The 18,429-nt window shown below is 59.4% G+C and carries 17 protein-coding genes; 1 reads left to right on the forward strand and 16 read right to left on the reverse strand.

Going from position 1 to position 18,429, the window contains the following annotated elements:
* Window positions 1–9: 9 nt before the first annotated feature.
* The 6 genes from FEF27_RS00375 to FEF27_RS00400 form a co-directional block, all read right to left on the reverse strand.
* Window positions 10–1,230: a hypothetical protein gene (locus FEF27_RS00375; RefSeq protein ID WP_138168845.1), complete on the reverse strand. Its 1,221-nt coding sequence runs from the start codon at window positions 1,228–1,230 to the stop codon at window positions 10–12.
* Complete coding sequence (locus FEF27_RS00380) at window positions 1,220–2,023, reverse strand: creatininase family protein (RefSeq protein ID WP_138168846.1); 804 nt, start codon at window positions 2,021–2,023, stop codon at window positions 1,220–1,222. Before FEF27_RS00380 ends, FEF27_RS00375 begins: the two co-directional genes overlap by 11 nt.
* Window positions 2,024–2,049: 26 nt before the next feature.
* Window positions 2,050–2,853: a carbohydrate ABC transporter permease gene (locus tag FEF27_RS00385; RefSeq protein ID WP_166429862.1), complete on the reverse strand. Its 804-nt coding sequence runs from the start codon at window positions 2,851–2,853 to the stop codon at window positions 2,050–2,052.
* 20 nt (window positions 2,854–2,873) lie between these two features.
* Entirely contained in the window at window positions 2,874–3,725 is an 852-nt protein-coding gene (locus FEF27_RS00390; protein ID WP_138168848.1) for a carbohydrate ABC transporter permease, read from the reverse strand.
* A 92-nt stretch (window positions 3,726–3,817) separates the two neighbouring features.
* On the reverse strand, window positions 3,818–5,143 hold the full coding sequence (locus tag FEF27_RS00395; RefSeq protein WP_138168849.1) for an extracellular solute-binding protein: 1,326 nt from the start codon (window positions 5,141–5,143) through the stop codon (window positions 3,818–3,820).
* Between the two features lie 200 nt (window positions 5,144–5,343).
* Entirely contained in the window at window positions 5,344–6,552 is a 1,209-nt protein-coding gene (locus FEF27_RS00400; protein ID WP_138168850.1) for an aspartate aminotransferase family protein, read from the reverse strand.
* A 761-nt stretch (window positions 6,553–7,313) separates the two neighbouring features.
* On the opposite strand from FEF27_RS00400, the gene FEF27_RS00405 reads away from it, so the two are divergent.
* Window positions 7,314–7,598, forward strand: a complete 285-nt coding sequence (locus tag FEF27_RS00405; RefSeq protein WP_138168851.1) for a hypothetical protein — start codon at window positions 7,314–7,316, stop codon at window positions 7,596–7,598.
* Between the two features lie 193 nt (window positions 7,599–7,791).
* Here FEF27_RS00405 and FEF27_RS00410 read toward each other — a convergent pair whose 3' ends face one another.
* The 10 genes from FEF27_RS00410 to FEF27_RS00455 all read right to left on the reverse strand — a co-directional run bounded on the left by FEF27_RS00410 (window position 7,792) and on the right by FEF27_RS00455 (window position 18,235).
* Window positions 7,792–8,517 (reverse strand): SDR family NAD(P)-dependent oxidoreductase, encoded by a 726-nt coding sequence (locus tag FEF27_RS00410; RefSeq protein ID WP_243728923.1) that lies wholly within the window; start codon window positions 8,515–8,517, stop codon window positions 7,792–7,794.
* Window positions 8,518–8,539: 22 nt separating this feature from the next.
* Window positions 8,540–9,391 (reverse strand): fumarylacetoacetate hydrolase family protein, encoded by an 852-nt coding sequence (locus FEF27_RS00415; protein ID WP_138168853.1) that lies wholly within the window; start codon window positions 9,389–9,391, stop codon window positions 8,540–8,542.
* A gap of 80 nt (window positions 9,392–9,471) precedes the next feature.
* Window positions 9,472–10,794, reverse strand: a complete 1,323-nt coding sequence (locus FEF27_RS00420) for an enolase C-terminal domain-like protein (protein ID WP_138168854.1) — start codon at window positions 10,792–10,794, stop codon at window positions 9,472–9,474.
* Between the two features lie 43 nt (window positions 10,795–10,837).
* Entirely contained in the window at window positions 10,838–12,100 is a 1,263-nt protein-coding gene (locus FEF27_RS00425) for a TRAP transporter large permease (protein ID WP_243728879.1), read from the reverse strand.
* A 13-nt stretch (window positions 12,101–12,113) separates the two neighbouring features.
* On the reverse strand, window positions 12,114–12,662 hold the full coding sequence (locus FEF27_RS00430) for a TRAP transporter small permease (protein WP_166429864.1): 549 nt from the start codon (window positions 12,660–12,662) through the stop codon (window positions 12,114–12,116).
* Entirely contained in the window at window positions 12,662–13,672 is a 1,011-nt protein-coding gene (locus FEF27_RS00435) for a DctP family TRAP transporter solute-binding subunit (protein WP_138168857.1), read from the reverse strand. Before FEF27_RS00435 ends, FEF27_RS00430 begins: the two co-directional genes overlap by 1 nt.
* Before the next feature lie 66 nt (window positions 13,673–13,738).
* Window positions 13,739–14,794: an Ldh family oxidoreductase gene (locus FEF27_RS00440; protein ID WP_138168858.1), complete on the reverse strand. Its 1,056-nt coding sequence runs from the start codon at window positions 14,792–14,794 to the stop codon at window positions 13,739–13,741.
* Complete coding sequence (locus tag FEF27_RS00445; protein WP_138168859.1) at window positions 14,791–15,609, reverse strand: GntR family transcriptional regulator; 819 nt, start codon at window positions 15,607–15,609, stop codon at window positions 14,791–14,793. The genes FEF27_RS00440 and FEF27_RS00445 overlap by 4 nt, the downstream gene beginning before the upstream one ends.
* A complete protein-coding gene (locus tag FEF27_RS00450) occupies window positions 15,606–16,784 on the reverse strand; it encodes a fumarylacetoacetate hydrolase family protein (protein WP_138168860.1) in 1,179 nt (392 codons plus the stop codon). The genes FEF27_RS00445 and FEF27_RS00450 overlap by 4 nt, the downstream gene beginning before the upstream one ends.
* Window positions 16,785–16,795: 11 nt before the next feature.
* Window positions 16,796–18,235 carry an aldehyde dehydrogenase (NADP(+)) gene (locus FEF27_RS00455; RefSeq protein ID WP_138168861.1) on the reverse strand — a complete coding sequence of 480 codons (1,440 nt, stop codon included), beginning with the start codon at window positions 18,233–18,235 and terminating at the stop codon, window positions 16,796–16,798.
* Window positions 18,236–18,429: the final 194 nt, after the last annotated feature.

Consider the following 18,429-nt stretch of genomic DNA (forward strand, 5'->3'; position numbering starts at 1 on the left):
GTACCATTCTCAAACTCCTTGTCTGGTCTGGAAATCTGTCACGACCTGTCCGATCCATTCGAAAGCCGGCTCACCCACAAAGCCATAGTTGTAGAACGAGAGTCCGTCCACTTTCCCTTGCAGTGGAGCGATGGTCTCCTGCAGCGCAGTGGCGTTGTGTACCTGAGGCAAGATCGCTCTGACTGCGGGATGCACTGGTAAGCCTTGGGGCAACACCGCAAGATACGAGTCGATTGATTCTTTATTGGCCTGGGGATCAGCCAAGTAGAAAGTAGGGTGCACTTCATCGGCAATATCGGCGAGGTGGGTTAGATCGAGCCCACTTTGCCACCTCGTACCGTCAACGGGTGTACCGTAAATCGGGCCGAAATCTAGCACACCGATCCGCGCTGAACTCACAGCGCGGATCGCGTTTACGACGGTTGTAAGTAGGTAGTCGACCGCCTGATTTCGCAGGTCCCAATAACGACCCAATTCACCACCGTAGCCGGAACGAAAACGATCCCAGTCCAACGATTTCGCTCCAGCAAATGGATTGGCAAGGTCGTGGTTCACCCGCCCACGGACCCACTCTCGAAGGCCGTCAACGTCAATGTCTTTTTTCTTCGCCGAGGAGGAGCACCAAGAGCAGAAGCAAAGTGTCAGCAACAGGCTTGTACTAGGCGCCACCGGGACACCGATCACTTCGTGATGATACCCATGTTGGAACGGCATGTACTCAAAGGATTCCAGGAGCACGCGGTCGGCACCCGTAACCTGAGCTGCGTCACCGACTGCGCACTTGAGGAGGTCGATAACCGCAGGATTAGCGGCACACAAGTCGGTCATCAAGACATCGCCGAACGCATTGCGCACTGCGACCTCTGGATGGGTCGAACCAACTTGTGAGTTATGCAACCCCAAGCACCAAGTTGTCAGTGTCTGCCCACGGACGTCGAGTTCCGTCCGTACTTCCGGCCAGAATTGTTCAGTCAGCTCGGACCAGATGGGTGGTTGAATCGGGGCAGTGTCGTACCAAGACCGTTCCGGATTAAAATAAAGTGCGCCCGGTTGTGGAAAATAAATCTTTCGACGCGGGTTATGAGGGAGAAGAAATCGTCCCGAGTGGTATATGGAGGCGACTTTGACGTCACCGATTCCCGCGGTGTGCATCTTCTGGATAGCTCCTGCAACGCCCTCATCCTGAAGATCCCACGGATATGCCCACATCGATGCATCTTTAACGTGCATCGTTCCTCCCTACGATTGTCTGCGGATTCTGCCAGTCCCATCTCTTGAAGTCCTCCAGGAAGCCAACCAGTCCTCGAACGACCGCTTCGAGCAGCTCGCGGCCGCGTTCGGCTGTGGCTAATTCTGGATGACCAAGGGTCCCGTCGGCAGTTACCTCGGCGAAATCCCAGGGTGTCGCGACCGCGCCTGAACCCAGCAGGTCGTTGCTGAGGTATGGATTGGCGAATGTGATTGGTGTATTAGTCGCTTGCTCGGGCTTCACCTGGTCACCATGAGAAGTGAGCATCAGGGAGGTCTCCATTTCACAGGCGTGATTAATCCCGCCAAGGGGGGACTTCCGCCAGTTAGCAATCGCATCGCTGGCAAAAGACCAATAACTAGCTACTGTAATCCTGACGTCCAATTCAAATCTTAGAGTCTGAGCAGCCGCACCGAGCAGGTTCATGTTCCCGCCATGCCCGTTCAGAAAAAGGATTCGCCTGAAACCATGGTGCCACAAGGACTCCGCAACATCCCGAATCATGGCCATCAGCGTCTCGGAACGCAGGCTGACCGTTCCGGTGTACTCCATGTGATGAGGAGAATACCCAGTCCAAATGGCTGGCGTGACAACGACGTTTTCGACGTCCTGGGCCGCACGCTGAGCCACTGTCTCGGCCATAGTGAAATCAGTCCCTAACGGCAAATGGGGGCCGTGCTGCTCGGTGGCGCCAATGGGAACAATAACGATCCCGTCGGAGGCGCAGAAATCCTGCGCATCCACCGTAGTCATTCGATGATAATCAACACTCATCTTGTTTCCTCCTTAAGAAAATAACCTCAGCGGTCGGCACCAGTCAGTACACCCACAATTCGACGCTGGAAAACGACAGTCACCACAACGACCGGTATGGCAGTGACCACTGCCGCTGCGGCCAGTTGGCCGATTTGAATGTCAAAAGACGATCGAAATAGCGCCAGACTAACGGTCATGATGTCTAACTGCGACGTGAACAACAATGGAGTGGTGAATTCCACCCAAGAGAGAATAAAACCCAGGATAAGCACAGCGAAAATTCCCGGTTTCATGAGCGGCAGGTAAATACGGGTAAGAATCATTCTCGTCGTAGCCCCATCAATACGGGCAGCTTCCTCGACCTCCATAGGTACTGAGCGCACGAAAGTGCCGAGAATAAAAATCATGACAGGCAGGACAAAAGCAGTATAAGGAATAATGAGGCCGGTCCTGGTGTCGAAAACACCCAAATTAACCCACATTATATATAACGGTATAATGAATAGTAGCGTCGGAAACACGTAAATAGCTGCTAGTGCCCCCATCATCAGTCGGCGTCCCGGGGCGCTCGTGCGATAGAGAGCATACGAAGCTGGCACGGCCAACGCCACTCCCAAGAAAGCGGAGAACATAGCAACCACCACACTGTTGCCAATGGCCGAGACCAGCGGAACGGGGTGGCCATCGCTAAAGAGTGACGCATAATGGGAAAAGTCCAAAGTGGTTGGAATGAGCGATAACTCTGGAGACCTAATGACTGACTCTGGTTGAAGACTTGTCAGGACGACGCCGTATAGTGGGAAACCCATTAGGACGACGGTCACAATTGCCGCCAGGTAGATGGCCACCTGCTTCTGTTTAGTCGCTCTCATCGCACCTCTTTATTGGCGAAGATAAGTCTATTTATTAAGACCAATATACCTATTACTAAAATTGTTACAAGCGTAAGTAGCCACGCTATGGCTGCTGCCGTGCCAAACTGGAATGTTTCAAAACCTTGCTCATAAACCCAATAGTTCATCGTAGTAGTTGAGCCGCCTGGGCCGCCTCGAGTCAACACGAAAATGATGTCAAATGTCTTCATAGCCCAAACGAAAACGAAAATAATAACCGGTATTATCGTGGGCATCAGCTGGGGGATTGTGATGTGCCATAACCGCTGTCGTGCATGCGCACCATCTACCTGGGCAGCTTCATAGGTGTTAGTGGGTATTGTCTGTAGACCAGCAAGAAGAAAGAGGGTAGCAAACGGAATCCAACGCCAGGCCTCGGCTATCGCTAGCGAGTGGAGGGCCAGGGCGGGGTCTGCCAACCAGATGGTGTCGTCCGGTAGACCCAGTTCTCCTAGAATTCTATTGATGAATCCGAACTCGGACTGGAACATTTGGCCCCAGAGAACCCCACCGACGACAGGTGGCACTGCCCAGGGGAGGAGTACGACCAGTCGCACGAACGTGCGGCCGCGAAACTGTTCATTAAGCAATAATGCAATAAACATCGCCGGAACTAGGGTAATTAATACCACCAGCAATCCGAAGTACAGAGTTCTCAATAAGGTGGGGATGAAAGCTGAGGAGCTGATGACTCGAGTGAAGTTGTCCAACCCTACAAACGACTCAATCGTATATGTACCGATGTCAATCGTGGCTACTGAATAGACGAGAGTGGCCGCAATCGGGTAGAGGTATACGCCCCCTACCAGGAGCAGCGCGGGCGCCACGAGTGCTAGACCAGTCCATTGATCGCGCCGCCTGGCGGATCGTGCGGTCTCCTTCCCTCGTTGCCCTGAGGCTCGTTTCTCCGTTGCCTGACTCAAGAGGAGCGCTCGCTCTCGATTTGCGAAACTGCCTCATCCAGTGCGGAGCTAATGTCGGCATCGCCTGTTAATACCGAATGGATTTGATCGGCCAGGATGCTTTTCCACATCGCTGCATCCGGACTGAACCCGAAGTCCACCGGATACTCGTAGGACTGCACGACAGCTTCGTTTACAGGAAACTTCTCGAGGACCTCCGGATCAAGGTTGACGTCGGAGAAGGCAGTGGCCCATCCCTCCATTGCGATCTCCTTCTGAACTTCCGGCGACAGGATGTACTCCAGGAATCGCTCCGCCTCACCCGTATTCTCTGCGAAAGCCGGAATGGCTAGGAACTCTGAACCATCGACCGATGCACTTGTTTCAACTGCCGGCTGGGGGGCGAATCCATTGTCTCCAGCAATTTCTGATTCCTCTGGATCGGCTGCTACTCCAGCCATGAATGGCCAAGTGAAGAAGAAAGCGCGCGTACCGTTCAGGAAGGCCGGAGAGGCGTCGAAAACCCATGTATAAGTTGTTACCGCCGGATCTACCACCTCGTGAGTGTGCAGAAGATCATAAAGCTTTTGAGTCGCCTCCTGCCCCGCTTCAGAATTGAAAATGGGTCGTCCGTCATCGTCGAACCAACGGCCCCCGTGCATCTGCAACAAGGAGCCCCAGGTATGGAGCACTGCCGTGTCTGCCCATGCATCGGTGAATCCGTAGACGTTCCGACCATTGATGGAGCCAGTTAGCTCCTTGGCGTACTCAACAAAGGTGTCCCACGAATTTTGTTGGGAGTGCCAGTTTGAAGGCGCTTCGGGGTCGAGACCTACTTCGCTGAGTAGGTTCTTGTTCCAGTGCATGATGGGGGCACCCACGTTCCAAGGCACCGCCAGGTACTGCCCCCCTGCATCTGCAGCCGTCATTGTGCCAGCTATGAACGCGTCCCTCTGGGTATGAGCACTGAGCAAATCGCTGACATCTGTGAGCCATTGCCGCTCAGACATTTCCTGTACGACTTCGGCAGTGAGGAAGACCGAATCCCATTGCGAACGTTGCGCCATGAATGCATTCGTCAAGACATTGCGTATGTCCGGAGTAGACACATGCTCAATCTCCAAGTCCACGTTGGTTTCGTCAGCATGCGTTTGGGCGGCAGTTTCGACTGGCGTCATATGTGAGCCCAAAAGTAGCCCCAAGGCACCCGTTAGTTCCGCTGGATCCCCTTGCGAGCCATCCCGGTCGGCGCACGCCGCTAGAAAACCGATTAAGGCAAGGCTACTGGACCCTTGCAAGAAGCGGCGTCGGTTCACCAGTGCTCGGTTTATCTCAATGTTCATTTCATTTCTCCAAATGCCATACGCAGGATTTCTAAACCTAATGCAATGTTCGACCCTATGGAGCGGCCGTTCAGCTGGAGCCAGGTGAATCTTTCACCTGTCGGCGTTATTCTGGCTTATGCAACGCCTGTTTCATCTAACGGTATGTATTGCGTAGTCTATGTGTCAAGCATCACAGCCTTCGTCAACTTGCTTTTGGCCTAACTAACCGTTGCAGGTGTTGCGCCGTCAGCGAGAGTTGCCTTGAGCGCCGCCTCGAAGACGTCCACCGTCTGCTCGACGTCGTGCTCGCTGTGCGCGGCGGACAAATACCAGCGGCCCCCGGGAAGCGTGAAGACCCCGCGACGAAGCATGTGCACCAACAGCCTGTCGTAAAACTTCTGGTCCGCAGCCAGAAAGTCAGTGAAGGTTGCAGCCTCCTTGACTCCGATCATGCATTGCACCACGGGACCCACTTGATTGATGGTCCCCGGAACTCCGTGTGCTGTAAGTGCTTGGGCGAACCCTTCGCCTAGCTTGCGTCCGTGGTTTTCGAACGTCTCGTAGACACTAGGCTCGTCTAGGGCCTCCAAAGTAGCTTTCGCAGCGGCAAGGACCACAGGATTTCCGTTGTAGGTGCCCGCATGCACGACTCCACTTGTGGTCAGCTCGAGAAACTCGGCACGGCCCGCAACCGCCGCAAGCGGGTAACCACCGGCCACGGCCTTTGCAAGGACTACCAAATCAGGCTCCACGTCGTACCGTTCAGCGGCCCCACCTCTGCTCATCCTGAACCCCGTTATAACCTCGTCAAATACGAGTACGGTTCCAGTCGCGTCACAAACCCGCCGAAGCTCCGTTAAGAAATTTTCCGGCGGGGCAAGAACTCCCGAGTTGCACAGCACAGGTTCACAGAAGACAGCTGCGTATTCGTCACCCTGAAGCAGTCGCCGCACCGCCTCAATATCCCCCCAGTCAACGATTGTGACGTCATCGAGAACCGCTTCGGGTTGGCCTTCACTGCCCCTCGCGAGGTCGCCAGTTGGGCCGGGGCGATATCCCACGAGCATTGCATCGGACCAACCATGATAATGCCCACCGAACTTAATGAAACGTCGGCGCCCAGTCGCGCCCCGCGCGAGCCGCAGGGCGACCTGAGTGGCCTCCGATCCCGTGTTGCTCCATAGGACCCGCTCTGCGCCAGGAATGCGCTCGATCACCATCTCTGCCACTTCAGCCTCTAGAACATGGCCAGCCCCGTAGGTGGCACCGTGAGGTAGCTGGTTTTGGACTGCTTCGGTGAGTCCAGGGTGTCCGTGTCCCAGGATTACCGGGCCCCAACCGAGGACATAGTCAAGGTAAGTATTGTCATCAAGGTCTGTCAGCCGAGACCCGTTACCACCTTGGAAAAACAAGGGATGCGGCGGCATCGATGCTCGGAGGCCTGTCGAAACACCCCCGGGCAAAGAGCGCTTTGTACGCTGCCAGGCCCGTTGGGACTTGGGCCATGAGGACACAATTTCCTCAGAACTCCCAGCTTCGACCGTTTGTTGTGCGTCAGCCAATGTGCACCTCTTTCAATCGGTGTACTCAAAGGACAGGTTATTGGAACGTGAGTTTCAATGCGTGAACTCTACGGCGAAGGGGTGCTCAGGTCAACAGCCAGGCGAATCCTCCTATGGGTTCTCGGTGATCCATTACTGGCCGATGAGGCTGCGTCTGGAAAGCGCTGCAGATAGGAACGTCGCCGATAGTGCCCTGGACAGAGTCTGCATTTCGATCCATGGGTTGTTGTGCTTTCGCTAGCGATCACGAAATGACTGTTTTCACCACACCACAACTAAGTCAGAGTCCGCAGTGGATAGTTTGGTCAGGTGATAGAGGGCTAACACGGTGGTGAGTCGTGAAGTAGCGCACGCGGGCTGCTGAGCCATGCGATTGAACAAAGGGGTTGTGTGCTGGTTACAGTCAGCGGAGGGACCCGCATAGGAGTGCTTTCTTGCTCAGCGGGTGAATTAGGCGTTGGCCGTCCGGCTCCAAAAGCGCCATTCACCGCGCTGAAGCGCACGCACGGGAAGATGCCCAGTCTCACCCCACGGCCGGCTCAGCACACTTCCTGGTCGGAGTTCTTCCTCAGGACCTCCCGCCGGGTCCCTTCGACCTGGTCAGCGCCTGCTTCCTGCAGTCCCCGGTGGCACTGGACCGCTTAGCCATCCTGCATGCTGCGGCCCGGCAGGTGGCAGTGGGTGGGCACCTGCTCATCCTCTCCCACGCCGCGCCGCCTCCCTGGGCCCAGCATGGCCATGAGCACCCGGACATGCCCACGGTCGTTGGCGACCTGCAGGCCCTGGACCCTCTGACGGAGTGGGAGCTCAAGGTCGCTGAGATCCGACAGCGTCCGACCGTGGCTCCGGACGGCCAACCAGCAACCCTCGATGACACCGTGGTCTTCGCCCAGCGGCTGCGGCTCTCTTAGTGGAGCGAAGTCACAGCCCCAGAATCGCCATGCCCGCCGGAATTCTGCAGAGACTCATGAGCGGGCAAGACGATGGGACAACTCCACGTTGCAGCGCGGTGCGTCCCCTCGTTTGTTGCGTGGGAGGGTCGCCCCAGCAGGTCGCGAGTGCCAGCCCCCGGCCTCACCTGACATGCCGAACACGGCTGGTCTCCTACTCAGGGCGCAATCGCAGGGCTTCCATGCCGCCATCTACCGAAAGGCAGACGCCGATGGTGGAGCGATTCTCCGGATCTGCCAGATACGCCACTGCCCTGGCCACCTCGTCGGCGCTGACCAGTCTGCGGTGCGGTTGGCGGGCTTCCAGGGCGGCGCGTTCAGCGTCCGGATCGGCCGCCTGGTCCAGGAGTCGCTGAATCCAGGGCGTGTCCGCCGTGCCCGGAGCCACGCAGTTGACCCGGATTCCCTCCCTGACGTGGTCGGCGGCCATGGCTTTCGTCATAGCCATGACTGCTCCTTTCGTCGCCGAATAAAGCACTCGCTGAGGAAGGCCAGCCAGGGAGGCCACTGAGGCCGTGTTAGTGATAGAAGCCGCCGGGGACTCCCGCAACGCAGGCAGCGCCGCGCGAGACACACGGGCCATCCCCACCACATTGACCTCCCACGCCCGGCTCCACTCCGCGTCAGAATTGGCGGTGACATCGCCCTGGGCGCCGATTCCGGCATTATTGACCACGACGTCGAGCCGGCCGAAGCGCTTCAGAGCCCCGTCAACTGCGGCCTCCACCGAGGCAGTATCGGCTAAGTCACACTCCTCCCAATGGTGAGCCGACTGGGTGGGGGCCACGTCCAATACAGAGACGTCGGCCCCCTCCTGTGCGAGTTGATCGGCCACAGCGGCACCGATGCCGGAGGCGCCACCGGTCACCAGCGCGGCCATCCCTTGGAATCGTCCTGTCACGTCATTTCCCCCAAGCGTGATAGGTCTGGCGCTGACGGCCGAGTCCATCAATCTCCAGCTCCACCACGTCGCCGGGCGTCAAGTAGGCGAACCGGCCTGAGAGTGCCACCCCTTCGGGAGTGCCGGTGGAGATGATGTCGCCAGGTTCAAGCTGCATGTATTGGGAGAGGTCATAGACGATCTCTGCACAGTTGAAGATCATGTCCGAGGTCCGTGAATCCTGGCGGGGCTCGCCGTTGACCCAGGACCGGAGGTTCAAGTCCGAGGTGTCAAGATCCTCAGCTGTGACGATCCATGGACCCAGGGGCATATAACCTGGGCTGCACTTGCCTTTGCTCCACTGCCCTCCGGAGGCCTCGAGCTGAAAGTCGCGCTCCGAGAGGTCGTTTGCCAATACATAACCCCCGATGTGCTCAGCGGCCTCCTCGGCTGACGCGCAGTAGGCTGCGCGACTGCCGATGACGATGCCCAACTCCACTTCCCAGTCGGTCTTTTCTGAACCCCGTGCGATCGTGACCTCGTCATGTGGGCCTGCGATGGTGTTGGGGGTCTTCAGGAAGACGATCGGCTGCTTGGGTGGTTCGGCCCCGGATTCGGCAGCGTGGGCAGCATAGTTCTGTCCTATGCAGATCACGGCCGAGGCCGACGCGACAGGCGAGCCGTACCTGACTGTCTCTGCGAGCTCGACGGGCGTCAGCTTGCCCTCATCAGCGAGTTCCTTCAGCTTCCGGGGTCCATTCGCTGTCCAGAATTCCGGAGTGAAGTCCCCCACGGCGGAGGCGTCGTACAGGGTGCCGTCGATCTCGACGAGAGGAATCTCAAAACCAGCTTCACCGCGGCGGGTCAGCTTCATATCTGCTCCTTAATTGTTTGTGGTGCCGGTGTCTCAGGTCGCCCCGGCGGTGCTGGTCTGCTCAGGCCGGGGCGCAACTGTCAGTTGCGGGTCACCGCTGCTCGACCAGCCACTTCCTGCCAGCCCTGACCGTCGGGGAATGTCCACCGGGCACGTGACTCAGTGTGCATCTCTGCACCGTTGCCGGGGGCCTTGGGCGCCTGGTACCGGGCGTTCTTGATGACCACCGGCTCAGCGAAGTGCTCGTGGAGGTGATCGACGTACTCGATGTATCGATTGTGAAGACTTCCGGACACAGCGGCATAGTCGAAGAACGAGAAGTGTTGCACCAGTTCGCACAGTCCCACCCCGCCGGCGTGCGGGCACACGGGGACGCCGAACTTCTTGGCCAGGAGGAGGTTGGCGAGGTTCTCATTGACTCCGGCGACGCGGGTCGAATCGATCTGCAGCACGTCGATGGCCTGGGCCTGCAGCAGCTGCTTGAAGATGATTCTGTTGTGGACCGCCTCGCCGGTGGCCACCTTCATCGGTGCGACTGCCTTGCGGATCGTGGCGTGACCGAGCACGTCGTCAGTGCTGGTCGCTTCTTCGATCCACCAGGGGTTGAACTCAGAAAGTTGCTGCAGCCAGTCAATGGCCTCAGGCACGTCCCACCGCTGATTGGCGTCGATTGCGACCTTGATATCCTCGCCGACTGCCTCTCGTACAATTCTCAGCCGTCGACGGTCGCTCTCGAGATCCCCACCCACTTTGAGCTTGATGAGGTCGAAACCGTTGCCGACCGCCTCCTTGCTGAGTCGGACAACCTTTTCGTCGCTGTACCCCAACCAGCCGGGCGAGGTGGTGTAAGCAGGGTATCCCTCTTCTTCCAGAGCACGGATGCGCTCTTCTTTGCCCGCTTGTCCCTCCTGCAGAATGGCCAGGGCTTCCTCGGGAGTCAACGCATCGGAGATGTGCGTGAAGTCGATGGCTTCCACGAGCTTCTCCGGGGACAGTTCAGCGAGGTATCTCCACAGTGGCTTCTCCGCGCGGCGGGCGGCGATGTCCCATAGTGCGTTGACGACCGCACCGGCCGCCATGTGACTCACGCCCTTCTCGGGTCCCAGCCAGCGCATCTGAGAGTCGTGGACCAGCAGCTTCGACGCCGCGCCCATATTCGACAGCAGCTCGTCCAAGTCCCGACCAGCCAGGAGTTCGCCGTAGGACTCGATGGCCCGGACGATCACCTCGTTGCCTCGTCCGCAGGAGAAGACCAGTCCGTGACCGGCTTCCCCGTTATCCGCCTCCACCACCACATAGGCGGCAGAGTAGTCCGGATCTACGTTGACTGCGTCGGAGCCATCGAGCTCCAGCGAAGTGGGAAACCGGACGTCTTGGACCTTGATGTCACTGATAGTGGGCATAGTGCGTTCCTTTCAAATGATTTTTCGAGCCATGTGTCTCGGGCTAGCTGACGATGCCAGGCAGCCACGTACTGAAGAAGGGGAAGAAGGTGATGAGAACCAGCACCAGCAGCAGGATTCCGTAGAAGGGGGCCACTCCGCGGATCACTTTGGTCACCGAGTAGTTGGTCACCGATGAGAGGACGAATAGCACCAGACCCACTGGTGGAGTGAGCAGGCCCAACATGAGGTTGAAGATCACGATCACCGCCACGTGCAGTGGTTCCAGACCAAACATGGTGGCAACAGGAGACAGGACCGGCACCAGGATCAGGATTGCCGCTGTGGGCTCCAGAACCGCACCCACGATCAGCAGCACGATGTTGAGCAGGATCAGGAATACGATCGGGTTGGTGGTCACCTCGAAGGCCAGATCGGCGACCACCTGGGGAGCCCGTTCCCGTGACAGCACCCAGCCGAAGAGCGCGGCGGCACAGACGATGAGCAGCACGGAGCCGCCCGTCTCGACCGAATTGGTCAGTGCACGTTTGAGCTGGTGCCACTTCAGCGAGCGGTAGCACAGGGCCAGCACCAGCATGTACAGCACGGCGACACCTGCGGCCTCCGTCGGAGTGAAGATGCCGCCCAGGATGCCGCCTAGGACAATCACCGCCGTTCCGAAGCTGGGCAGCGCGGTGAGCACCGGCATCCAGCGCTGCTTGCCGCTGACCCGTTCGAGCCGGAGCTCATCCCTCTTCCGCAGCTTGAAGAACACCACGATCCCGAGTGCGAACATCAGCAGCAGCGCCGGGATGATGCCTGCGACGAAGAGGGCGCCCACTGAAATGCCAGCGGTCACGGCGTAGATGATGGCGGGGATAGACGGCGGCAGAATAGGGGCGATCAGGGAGGACGACGCCGTGAGGCCCAAGGTGAAGCCCTCGGGATATCCACGCTTGACCATTGCAGGCACCTGCACCCGGCCCATGGCGGCCGCATCCGATATCGCTGCCCCGGACATCCAGGCGAAACCGAAGCTCGTCGCCACGTTGACGTAACCCAGGCTGCCGCGCAGTCGTCCGAATATCGCCGTAGCAGCGTCAAAGAGCCTGTCTGATATTCCAGACACGTTGGCGATGTTTCCCATCAGAATGAACAGCGGTACCGCCAGTAGAGGAAACGTGTTCACTCCGGACATGGTCTGCTGCGCCGCGGTGCCGAAGCCCACGGTGGCGTCAAGGAAGATGTACACCAGTGAAGGGACCAGCAGCGCGATGGCTGCTGGCACGCGCAGCACCAGCAGCACCAGCAGTGCTATGACCATCATGAAGAGTTCCATGTCACAGACCTGCCGTTTCGATTTCTTTTCCGCCGATGAACTGCTCGGGGTAACGCAGCGCCAGCACTAGGTTCAATGCGGCGTGAAGTGCGATCAGCGCGAAGCCGATCGGCAGTGCTGAGTAGACGTACCGAAAGGGAAGACCGGTGCCCGGGGAGGAGATGTTCCAGGTGCTTTGCACCATCAGGTACCCGCCCACCACCATCGCAATACTGACTGCGATGACGACGGCGTAGGCGAAGACTTCGATCGCGGCAACGAACTTGCCAGTCTTGCCTCCGCCATAGAGCTGCACGATGATGTGCTTGCGCCGTGCGGCTACGAAGGACGCGGCGGTAAACGTGAACCAGATGAAGGTAAACCGCGCCAGTTCCTCAGTACCGCTGATCGGTGCGCTGAAACCGTGTCTTGCCGCTACCTGAACAATGATGAGAAGAAACAGCCCGACCAGCAGCAGCATCGCCAGCCCATGTTCGACTCTCACCAGGCCTCGGTACACAGCAGACCGTGATTCCAGGAAATCCTCATCCCCGGGCGCCCGGACTGACATCAGTCTTCCTGGATTTCCAGGTAGATGTCGCCCCATTCGAACTCGTCTGGGATGCGCTCTGCTGCACGTTCGCGGAAGTGATCGACGTCGACATCATCGTTGATCTCAATCTCTCCGCTGTCGGCCCACTCTTCGAGGTAGGACTCCTCCTCTTCCTCAATGCAGGTACGGACCTCATCGGCAGCGTCAGCCGTGGCCTCACGCAGCGCCTCCTGCTGGTCCTCGGGCAGCCCGGAGAGGGCATCCTGATTCCCGACGACCATAACTCCCTGGATCACATGACCGGTGAGATTGATGTAGTCCTGAACCTCTTGGAAACTGTTGCTGGCGATAGTGGGAACGGGGTTTTCCTGACCATCGATGGTGCCCTGCTGCAGCCCGAGGTAAACCTCGCCCAGGGCCATGGAGGTCGGGGAGCCGCCGAGCACCTCGGCCAGGGTCTGGTACAGCGGCGCCTCCGGAACGCGGAGAGTCTTACCGGACAGGTCCTCAGAGGTGGTGACTTCCACATCTGAGGTCAGATGCCGAGTGCCGTAGTACCAGGAGGAGAGCACGTCGAGGCCGGAGGATTCCCGCAGGTCGTTCCAGATATCTTCGGCGATATCCCCATTGACGGTTTCCTCAAAGTGGTCCACATCGGTGAAGAGGTAGGTGGCGTCGAAGAGTTCGGCGTTCTGCTCCCACACGCCCAGGAAGGAAGGGCCCGCCACGGCGAGATCCAGAGCTCCGGATTGAACCTGCTCAAGGAGCTCCTCCTCGTTGCCGAGTTGCCCGGCAGCATAGGAGCTGATCTGCAGGCCCGAGTCCTCGAGGGCATCGTTGATGGCAGGGACCCCGCAGGTCTCCACCGGGTGTTCAGGATCGTAGACGTGGGCGAAGCGCAACTCGGTCTCTTCGGCTGCCTCGGTGTCACCGGTGTCCACCTCGGCATCATCGCCGACGCATGAGGTCAGGCCCAGTGCAATGACGGCACTGGCAGCCAGAAAGGGTGCGGATCCGGAATATCTCATGATGTTCTCCTTAAAATAGTTAGTGCGTTGTTGAGTGTGTCTGGCTGGGGCTCCGCCGCGTGCCGTTCAGTCCAGCTCCGGCGCCGCGACGTTCCACCGTTCTGCTGAGTTGCGCAGAAGCTCGACAGTGCTGAGGCTGAGCTCGATCTCCTGACTGTGGCGTACCCGGTTGATCGCTTCAATATCGCCGGGGGCGCGGACCTGCTCCCCGGAGCCACGAACCCGATCACGAAGTTGGGTCACGCGATTCCGCGTGTGCACGGCGCCACCGAAGAATTCAGGATTGATGGCCCACAGGGTGTGACCCACATTCATCTTCGAACGCGGATCCACCCAGATATCGACGGTTTCGTGGGCATAGGACGCCTGGCTCAGCGCAGCTGAGAGTCCTTCCAGAGCGATAGCGAGTCCAGACCCCTTATGGCCGCCGAAGGCAGTCAAGGCCCCGTCGAGTGCCTCCTGCGGATCGGTGGTCGCCACACCCTGGGCGTTGACTGCCCACCCTTCCGGCAGCGCTTGATGCGTGTTCCGTGCCGAGACAACTTTGCCGTAAGCCCCGGTGCTGGTGGCCATATCCATGGTCATACTGGGACCTTCGGCAGTGGGCATGCCGATCGACAACGGGTTGGTGCCCAGTACCTTCCCTGCTCCGCCGAAGGGAGCGACGGCGGGTCCGGTGGTGGAGGTAGCTACTGCGATGAACCCGTGGTCAGTGAGCTTCTCCACCCAGAAGGCGCCGGCGCCAAAGTGAACACTGTTTTGGACTGCGACAACGCTGGATGCGCTGCGAGAAAGCTCATCGATGCTGAATTGCACTGCCTCCTCCATGGCGACCTGCCCGAAGGCGCCGTCGGCATCGAGCAAGCCTCCTCCCGGCGCGGTGCGTATCCACTTCATGGTGGCTGCGGTATTGATGCCGCCTTCTACTGCGGCCTCAGCGTAGAGCGGCAGGCGCAGCAGGCCGTGTGAAGCGATACCACTCCGGTCGGCGAAGATAAGGTTCTCAGCCGTAATGCGAGCGTCGTGCTCCCGGGCGCCGACCGCCACGAGGAGCCTGCGTGCAAAATTCTCGGCCTCTGCCACCGAAAGCCGCTGAGTTTGCGGCGCTGTCGTCTGCTTCATGAAGTCTCCTTGTGTGAACTGACCGCACCCGTTGCCGAAGGCGGTGGGCCCAGAACCTGCGAACGCACAGTCCCGAGGCTGGATAGGGTGTCGTCGTGCCGTAGTCCCAGGGAGAACCGGTCCATAGCGGCGAAAAGGTGCGCCCGCATGGCTTCCTCAGCGGCCTGCGGGTCCGCTCGGCTGATCGCTTCGGCGATCGCCTTGTGCTCTTCGATGGTGTGAGTGCCGTCCAAATCGGCCGGGTAGAGCCGGAAGAGGTGAAGGTGAGCGTGCAGCTGTCGAAAAGCGTCGTGGAGAAAGGTGTTGCCCACGGCATGAAAGATCATGTCGTGGAAGGCGACGTCATGGGATGCCAGAGCGTATCCCTGGTGTTTGAGCTCTCCTAGCTCGACGAAACGCTCAATCTCTGCGAGCATCTCCCGGCCGGGATTCGTTGCCCGGTCCGTCGCCGCGGATCGGGCCGACCAGGGCTCCATGAGCAACCGCACTTCGATGAGATCGCGAAGTTCCCGTTCACCCAGCAGGGGTGTGGTCCACAGTCCTCGAGGCTTCTTTCCCACCACGAGCTTGTCGCCCTCAAGGCGTTGCAGCGCCTCCCGTACCGGGGTTTGAGAGACACCGAGTTCGCGAGCCAGCTTGTCGATGTTGAGCTTGGTATCTGGTGGGATCGCTTTGGAAAGGATCATGGCCTTGATGCGGTCGTACGGCGGCAGGTCGGCGCCCGAAGCTTTTGGCGCCTCAGCTTCAGCCCACGGACGCTCCACCACAGGAATCTGATGGCCATCGGTCGACTGTGTCTGGGACGCGAGTTTCATGACCCGTTGCCTGACTTTTCCAAACGGGCGACATCACGAGAAAAGGCACGAATCCCGTAGGTCCACGGGGGCAGTTCTTCGGTTCGTCCCACGTGATTGACCAACGCGCCTAAGCTGTCGTTGGCGATGCTCACGACGTCGCCTATCTTGTGAGTGAAGCCCTCACCCGGGACGTCCCGGTCTTGTGTGGGAGCAAACAGCGTGCCCGTGAAAAGGGCGAATCCGTCAGGGTACTGATGGTGGTCGCCGCGGGTGGCGGTGACCAGATCTTCAAAGGGGCGGCTCAGTGCGGAGACGGCGTTGATCCCGCGCAGGGTGTACCCTTCTGGACCCTCAACGGTGAGGGAGATCTCCAGCTGTTGGGCGTCCTCAAGAGTGAATGTGCTGGTAGTGAGCCGGATAAAGGGGCCAATCGCTGTGGAGCGATTATTGTCCTTGGCCTTCCCAAGAAGCAGGGCGCTGCGGCCCTCCACGTCACGGAGATTGACGTCGTTGCCCAGGGTGACACCCACAATGCTCCCGCGGGAATCCACGACGAGCACCAGCTCCGGTTCCGGGTTATTCCACGAGGAGAAGTCCGGGATGCCGATCGGGCTCCCGCTGCCCACGGCCGCGAGAACTGGTGCTTTGGTGAAGACCTCGGGGTCTGGCCCCAGGCCCACTTCCAAGTACTGAGACCACCAACCCCGGTCCAGTAGGGCTTTCTTGACCGCCTGAGCCTCTTCTCCGCCCGGTACTACGCTGGCCAAGTCCACTCCGATTTCGCGCTGCATCTGCTCCCGGACGGTGGCCGCGACGGATGGGTCTCCCCCACTGCGCTCCTCAATAACACGTTCAATCATGGAGCCGACAAAGGTCACCCCGCAGGCCTTGATCACTTGTGCATCGAGCGGGGCTAGGAGCAGCGGTGAATCAGCGTGCCCTTGACTTTCGAGTCGGATCTCGTGGATCTTCCAGGTGGGCTGGCGCTGCCTGAGCTGCGCAAGCTGGTGCTGAAGGTCCTCCAGCTCAAGCAAGTCGGCTGTCGTGGCAGCGATGTGCGAGGCATCCCAGACGTCTTCCCCGGAGTAGAGCACCGGTACCGGAAGATTCCGGGTGAGGTCCCAGATCCGCCCGATGTAAACGCCTGAATCGTCTTGCGGAAGAATATCGGCGATGGTGTGTTCCGTTGTCATCAGCTAAGACCTCAGTTCTTCCATTCACCGTCGACTCGACGGCGCAGACCCAGTGGGTTGCTCTCCTGGAGCGCCGGAGGAAGATCGACGTCGGCAAAGTCCTGATACGCCACAGCACGGAGGAACCGGGACACCGCGGCAGTGCCCACTGAGGTGCCCAGTGCCGTGGTCGCCGGGTAGGGCCCACCGTGGTGCTGCGCATAGGTCACCGTGACTCCGGTGGGCCACCCATTCTTCAGCAGACGGCCGCACCGCTGGGCCAGCGCACTCATGAGATCTTCAATGTCTTCGTCCTGCTCAGCGTGGATGGTGCCGGTCAGCTGTCCGGGCAGGTAACCGAGGACGCGCAGCAGTTCTGCTGAATTCTCATACGTGATGACCACCGCCGCAGGTCCGAACATTTCAGTGTGCAGAACTTCTGCCTCGGGCCCCAGTTCTCCGGCTTCCACGGAGAATACGCTGGGGGCCGGGGGGTCCTGGTTCTCGCCGCCGCCGTCCGCCATCCTGGCCACACCGTCGAGGTTCGCCACGTGTTGCCGCGCCTCAGCAAAGCCTTCAGCAATGCGATCATTGAGCATTTTCCCCGGAAGCTCCACGCTCTGCAGCGCATCGGTGATGGCTTTCTTCGCCTGCTCGGCGACAGCGCTGGGGACAAGAACCAGTCCCGGCTTCGTACAGAACTGACCAATTCCCATAGTCATCGAAGTGACGAAACCCTCAGCGATCTTTTCTCCGCGCTGCTGCCATGCGTTCTCGGTGACGACCACGGGGTTGATCGAGCCGAGTTCGCCATAGAACGGGATCGGCTCAGGACGGGCCGCGGCCCGGTCGAACAGCGCGCGACCCCCGGGGACCGAACCGGTAAATCCGATCGCCTTCACCTGGGGGTGTTCCACCAGCTCGATGCCTGCTTCGCGACCGGTGATCGCTGAAAACATCCCCTCGGGGGCGCCGGCCTGCTGCAGGCTGTCCTCTATGACCCGCGCAGTCAGCTCTCCCAGCTTCACGTGGCCACCATGAATCTTGTGCACCACGGGGCAGCCTGCCGCCCAGGCGGAGGCAGTGTCTCCACCAGCCACGGAGAAGGCAAAGGGAAAATTGGATGCGCCGAAAACGCCGACGACGCCCAGAGGAACGTTGACACGCCGAATGTCCGGCCGGGGCCCCATGCCCCAGTCGGGGTCCTGATGGTCGATGGTCGCGTCCAAGAACTGACCCTGTCGAACCTCTTGAGCAAGCAGCTGAAGTTGGAAGACGGTTCTGGTCAGCTCTGTGTTGAGGCGGGCGGCGGGCAAGTGGGTCTCGGCTTGGCCCACTTCGACCAACTGCTCGCGGTGACCCTCGAGCGCCTCTGCAACAGCCTCCATCCACTCAGCGCGCTCCTGGAGGGTGCGGGTTCCCATGGCGAGGAACGCCTCGTGGGCCTTGGTGACTTTCGCTTCAACTGACATTAGTTGACACCTTTCCTATAGCTTCTGCCAAAAACCTATAGCATCAACGGCTGTGCTGCAAGTCACATCTCGCGGATTCTTCTCTACCCCTGATCGGCCGGGAAAGACGCGCCTGTGGGCAATCTGGTGGGCAATTCCAGGTTCCACCGCGGAGAGTCCCATCGTCTGTGCCCGAAAACCCATGGACACGGCCC

The organism is Nesterenkonia sphaerica (assembly GCF_005771565.1).
In the GTDB taxonomy this organism is placed as follows: Bacteria; Actinomycetota; Actinomycetes; order Actinomycetales; family Micrococcaceae; genus Nesterenkonia; species Nesterenkonia sphaerica.

Excerpts from the sequence above, each read along its gene's own strand:
- FEF27_RS00375 (WP_138168845.1), bottom strand. The coding sequence starts at position 1,230 with ATGCACGTTAAAGATGCATCGATGTGGGCATATCCGTGGGATCTTCAG.
- FEF27_RS00380 (WP_138168846.1), bottom strand. The coding sequence starts at position 2,023 with ATGAGTGTTGATTATCATCGAATGACTACGGTGGATGCGCAGGATTTC.
- FEF27_RS00395 (WP_138168849.1), bottom strand. The coding sequence starts at position 5,143 with ATGAACATTGAGATAAACCGAGCACTGGTGAACCGACGCCGCTTCTTG.
- FEF27_RS00400 (WP_138168850.1), bottom strand. The coding sequence starts at position 6,552 with ATGCCGCCGCATCCCTTGTTTTTCCAAGGTGGTAACGGGTCTCGGCTG.
- FEF27_RS00410 (WP_243728923.1), bottom strand. The coding sequence starts at position 8,517 with ATGGCCGCGCTGGTGACCGGTGGCGCCTCCGGCATCGGTGCCGCTGTG.
- FEF27_RS00415 (WP_138168853.1), bottom strand. The coding sequence starts at position 9,391 with ATGAAGCTGACCCGCCGCGGTGAAGCTGGTTTTGAGATTCCTCTCGTC.
- FEF27_RS00420 (WP_138168854.1), bottom strand. The coding sequence starts at position 10,794 with ATGCCCACTATCAGTGACATCAAGGTCCAAGACGTCCGGTTTCCCACT.
- FEF27_RS00425 (WP_243728879.1), bottom strand. The coding sequence starts at position 12,100 with ATGATGGTCATAGCACTGCTGGTGCTGCTGGTGCTGCGCGTGCCAGCA.
- FEF27_RS00430 (WP_166429864.1), bottom strand. The coding sequence starts at position 12,662 with ATGTCAGTCCGGGCGCCCGGGGATGAGGATTTCCTGGAATCACGGTCT.
- FEF27_RS00435 (WP_138168857.1), bottom strand. The coding sequence starts at position 13,672 with ATGAGATATTCCGGATCCGCACCCTTTCTGGCTGCCAGTGCCGTCATT.
- FEF27_RS00440 (WP_138168858.1), bottom strand. The coding sequence starts at position 14,794 with ATGAAGCAGACGACAGCGCCGCAAACTCAGCGGCTTTCGGTGGCAGAG.
- FEF27_RS00445 (WP_138168859.1), bottom strand. The coding sequence starts at position 15,609 with ATGAAACTCGCGTCCCAGACACAGTCGACCGATGGCCATCAGATTCCT.
- FEF27_RS00450 (WP_138168860.1), bottom strand. The coding sequence starts at position 16,784 with ATGACAACGGAACACACCATCGCCGATATTCTTCCGCAAGACGATTCA.
- FEF27_RS00455 (WP_138168861.1), bottom strand. The coding sequence starts at position 18,235 with ATGTCAGTTGAAGCGAAAGTCACCAAGGCCCACGAGGCGTTCCTCGCC.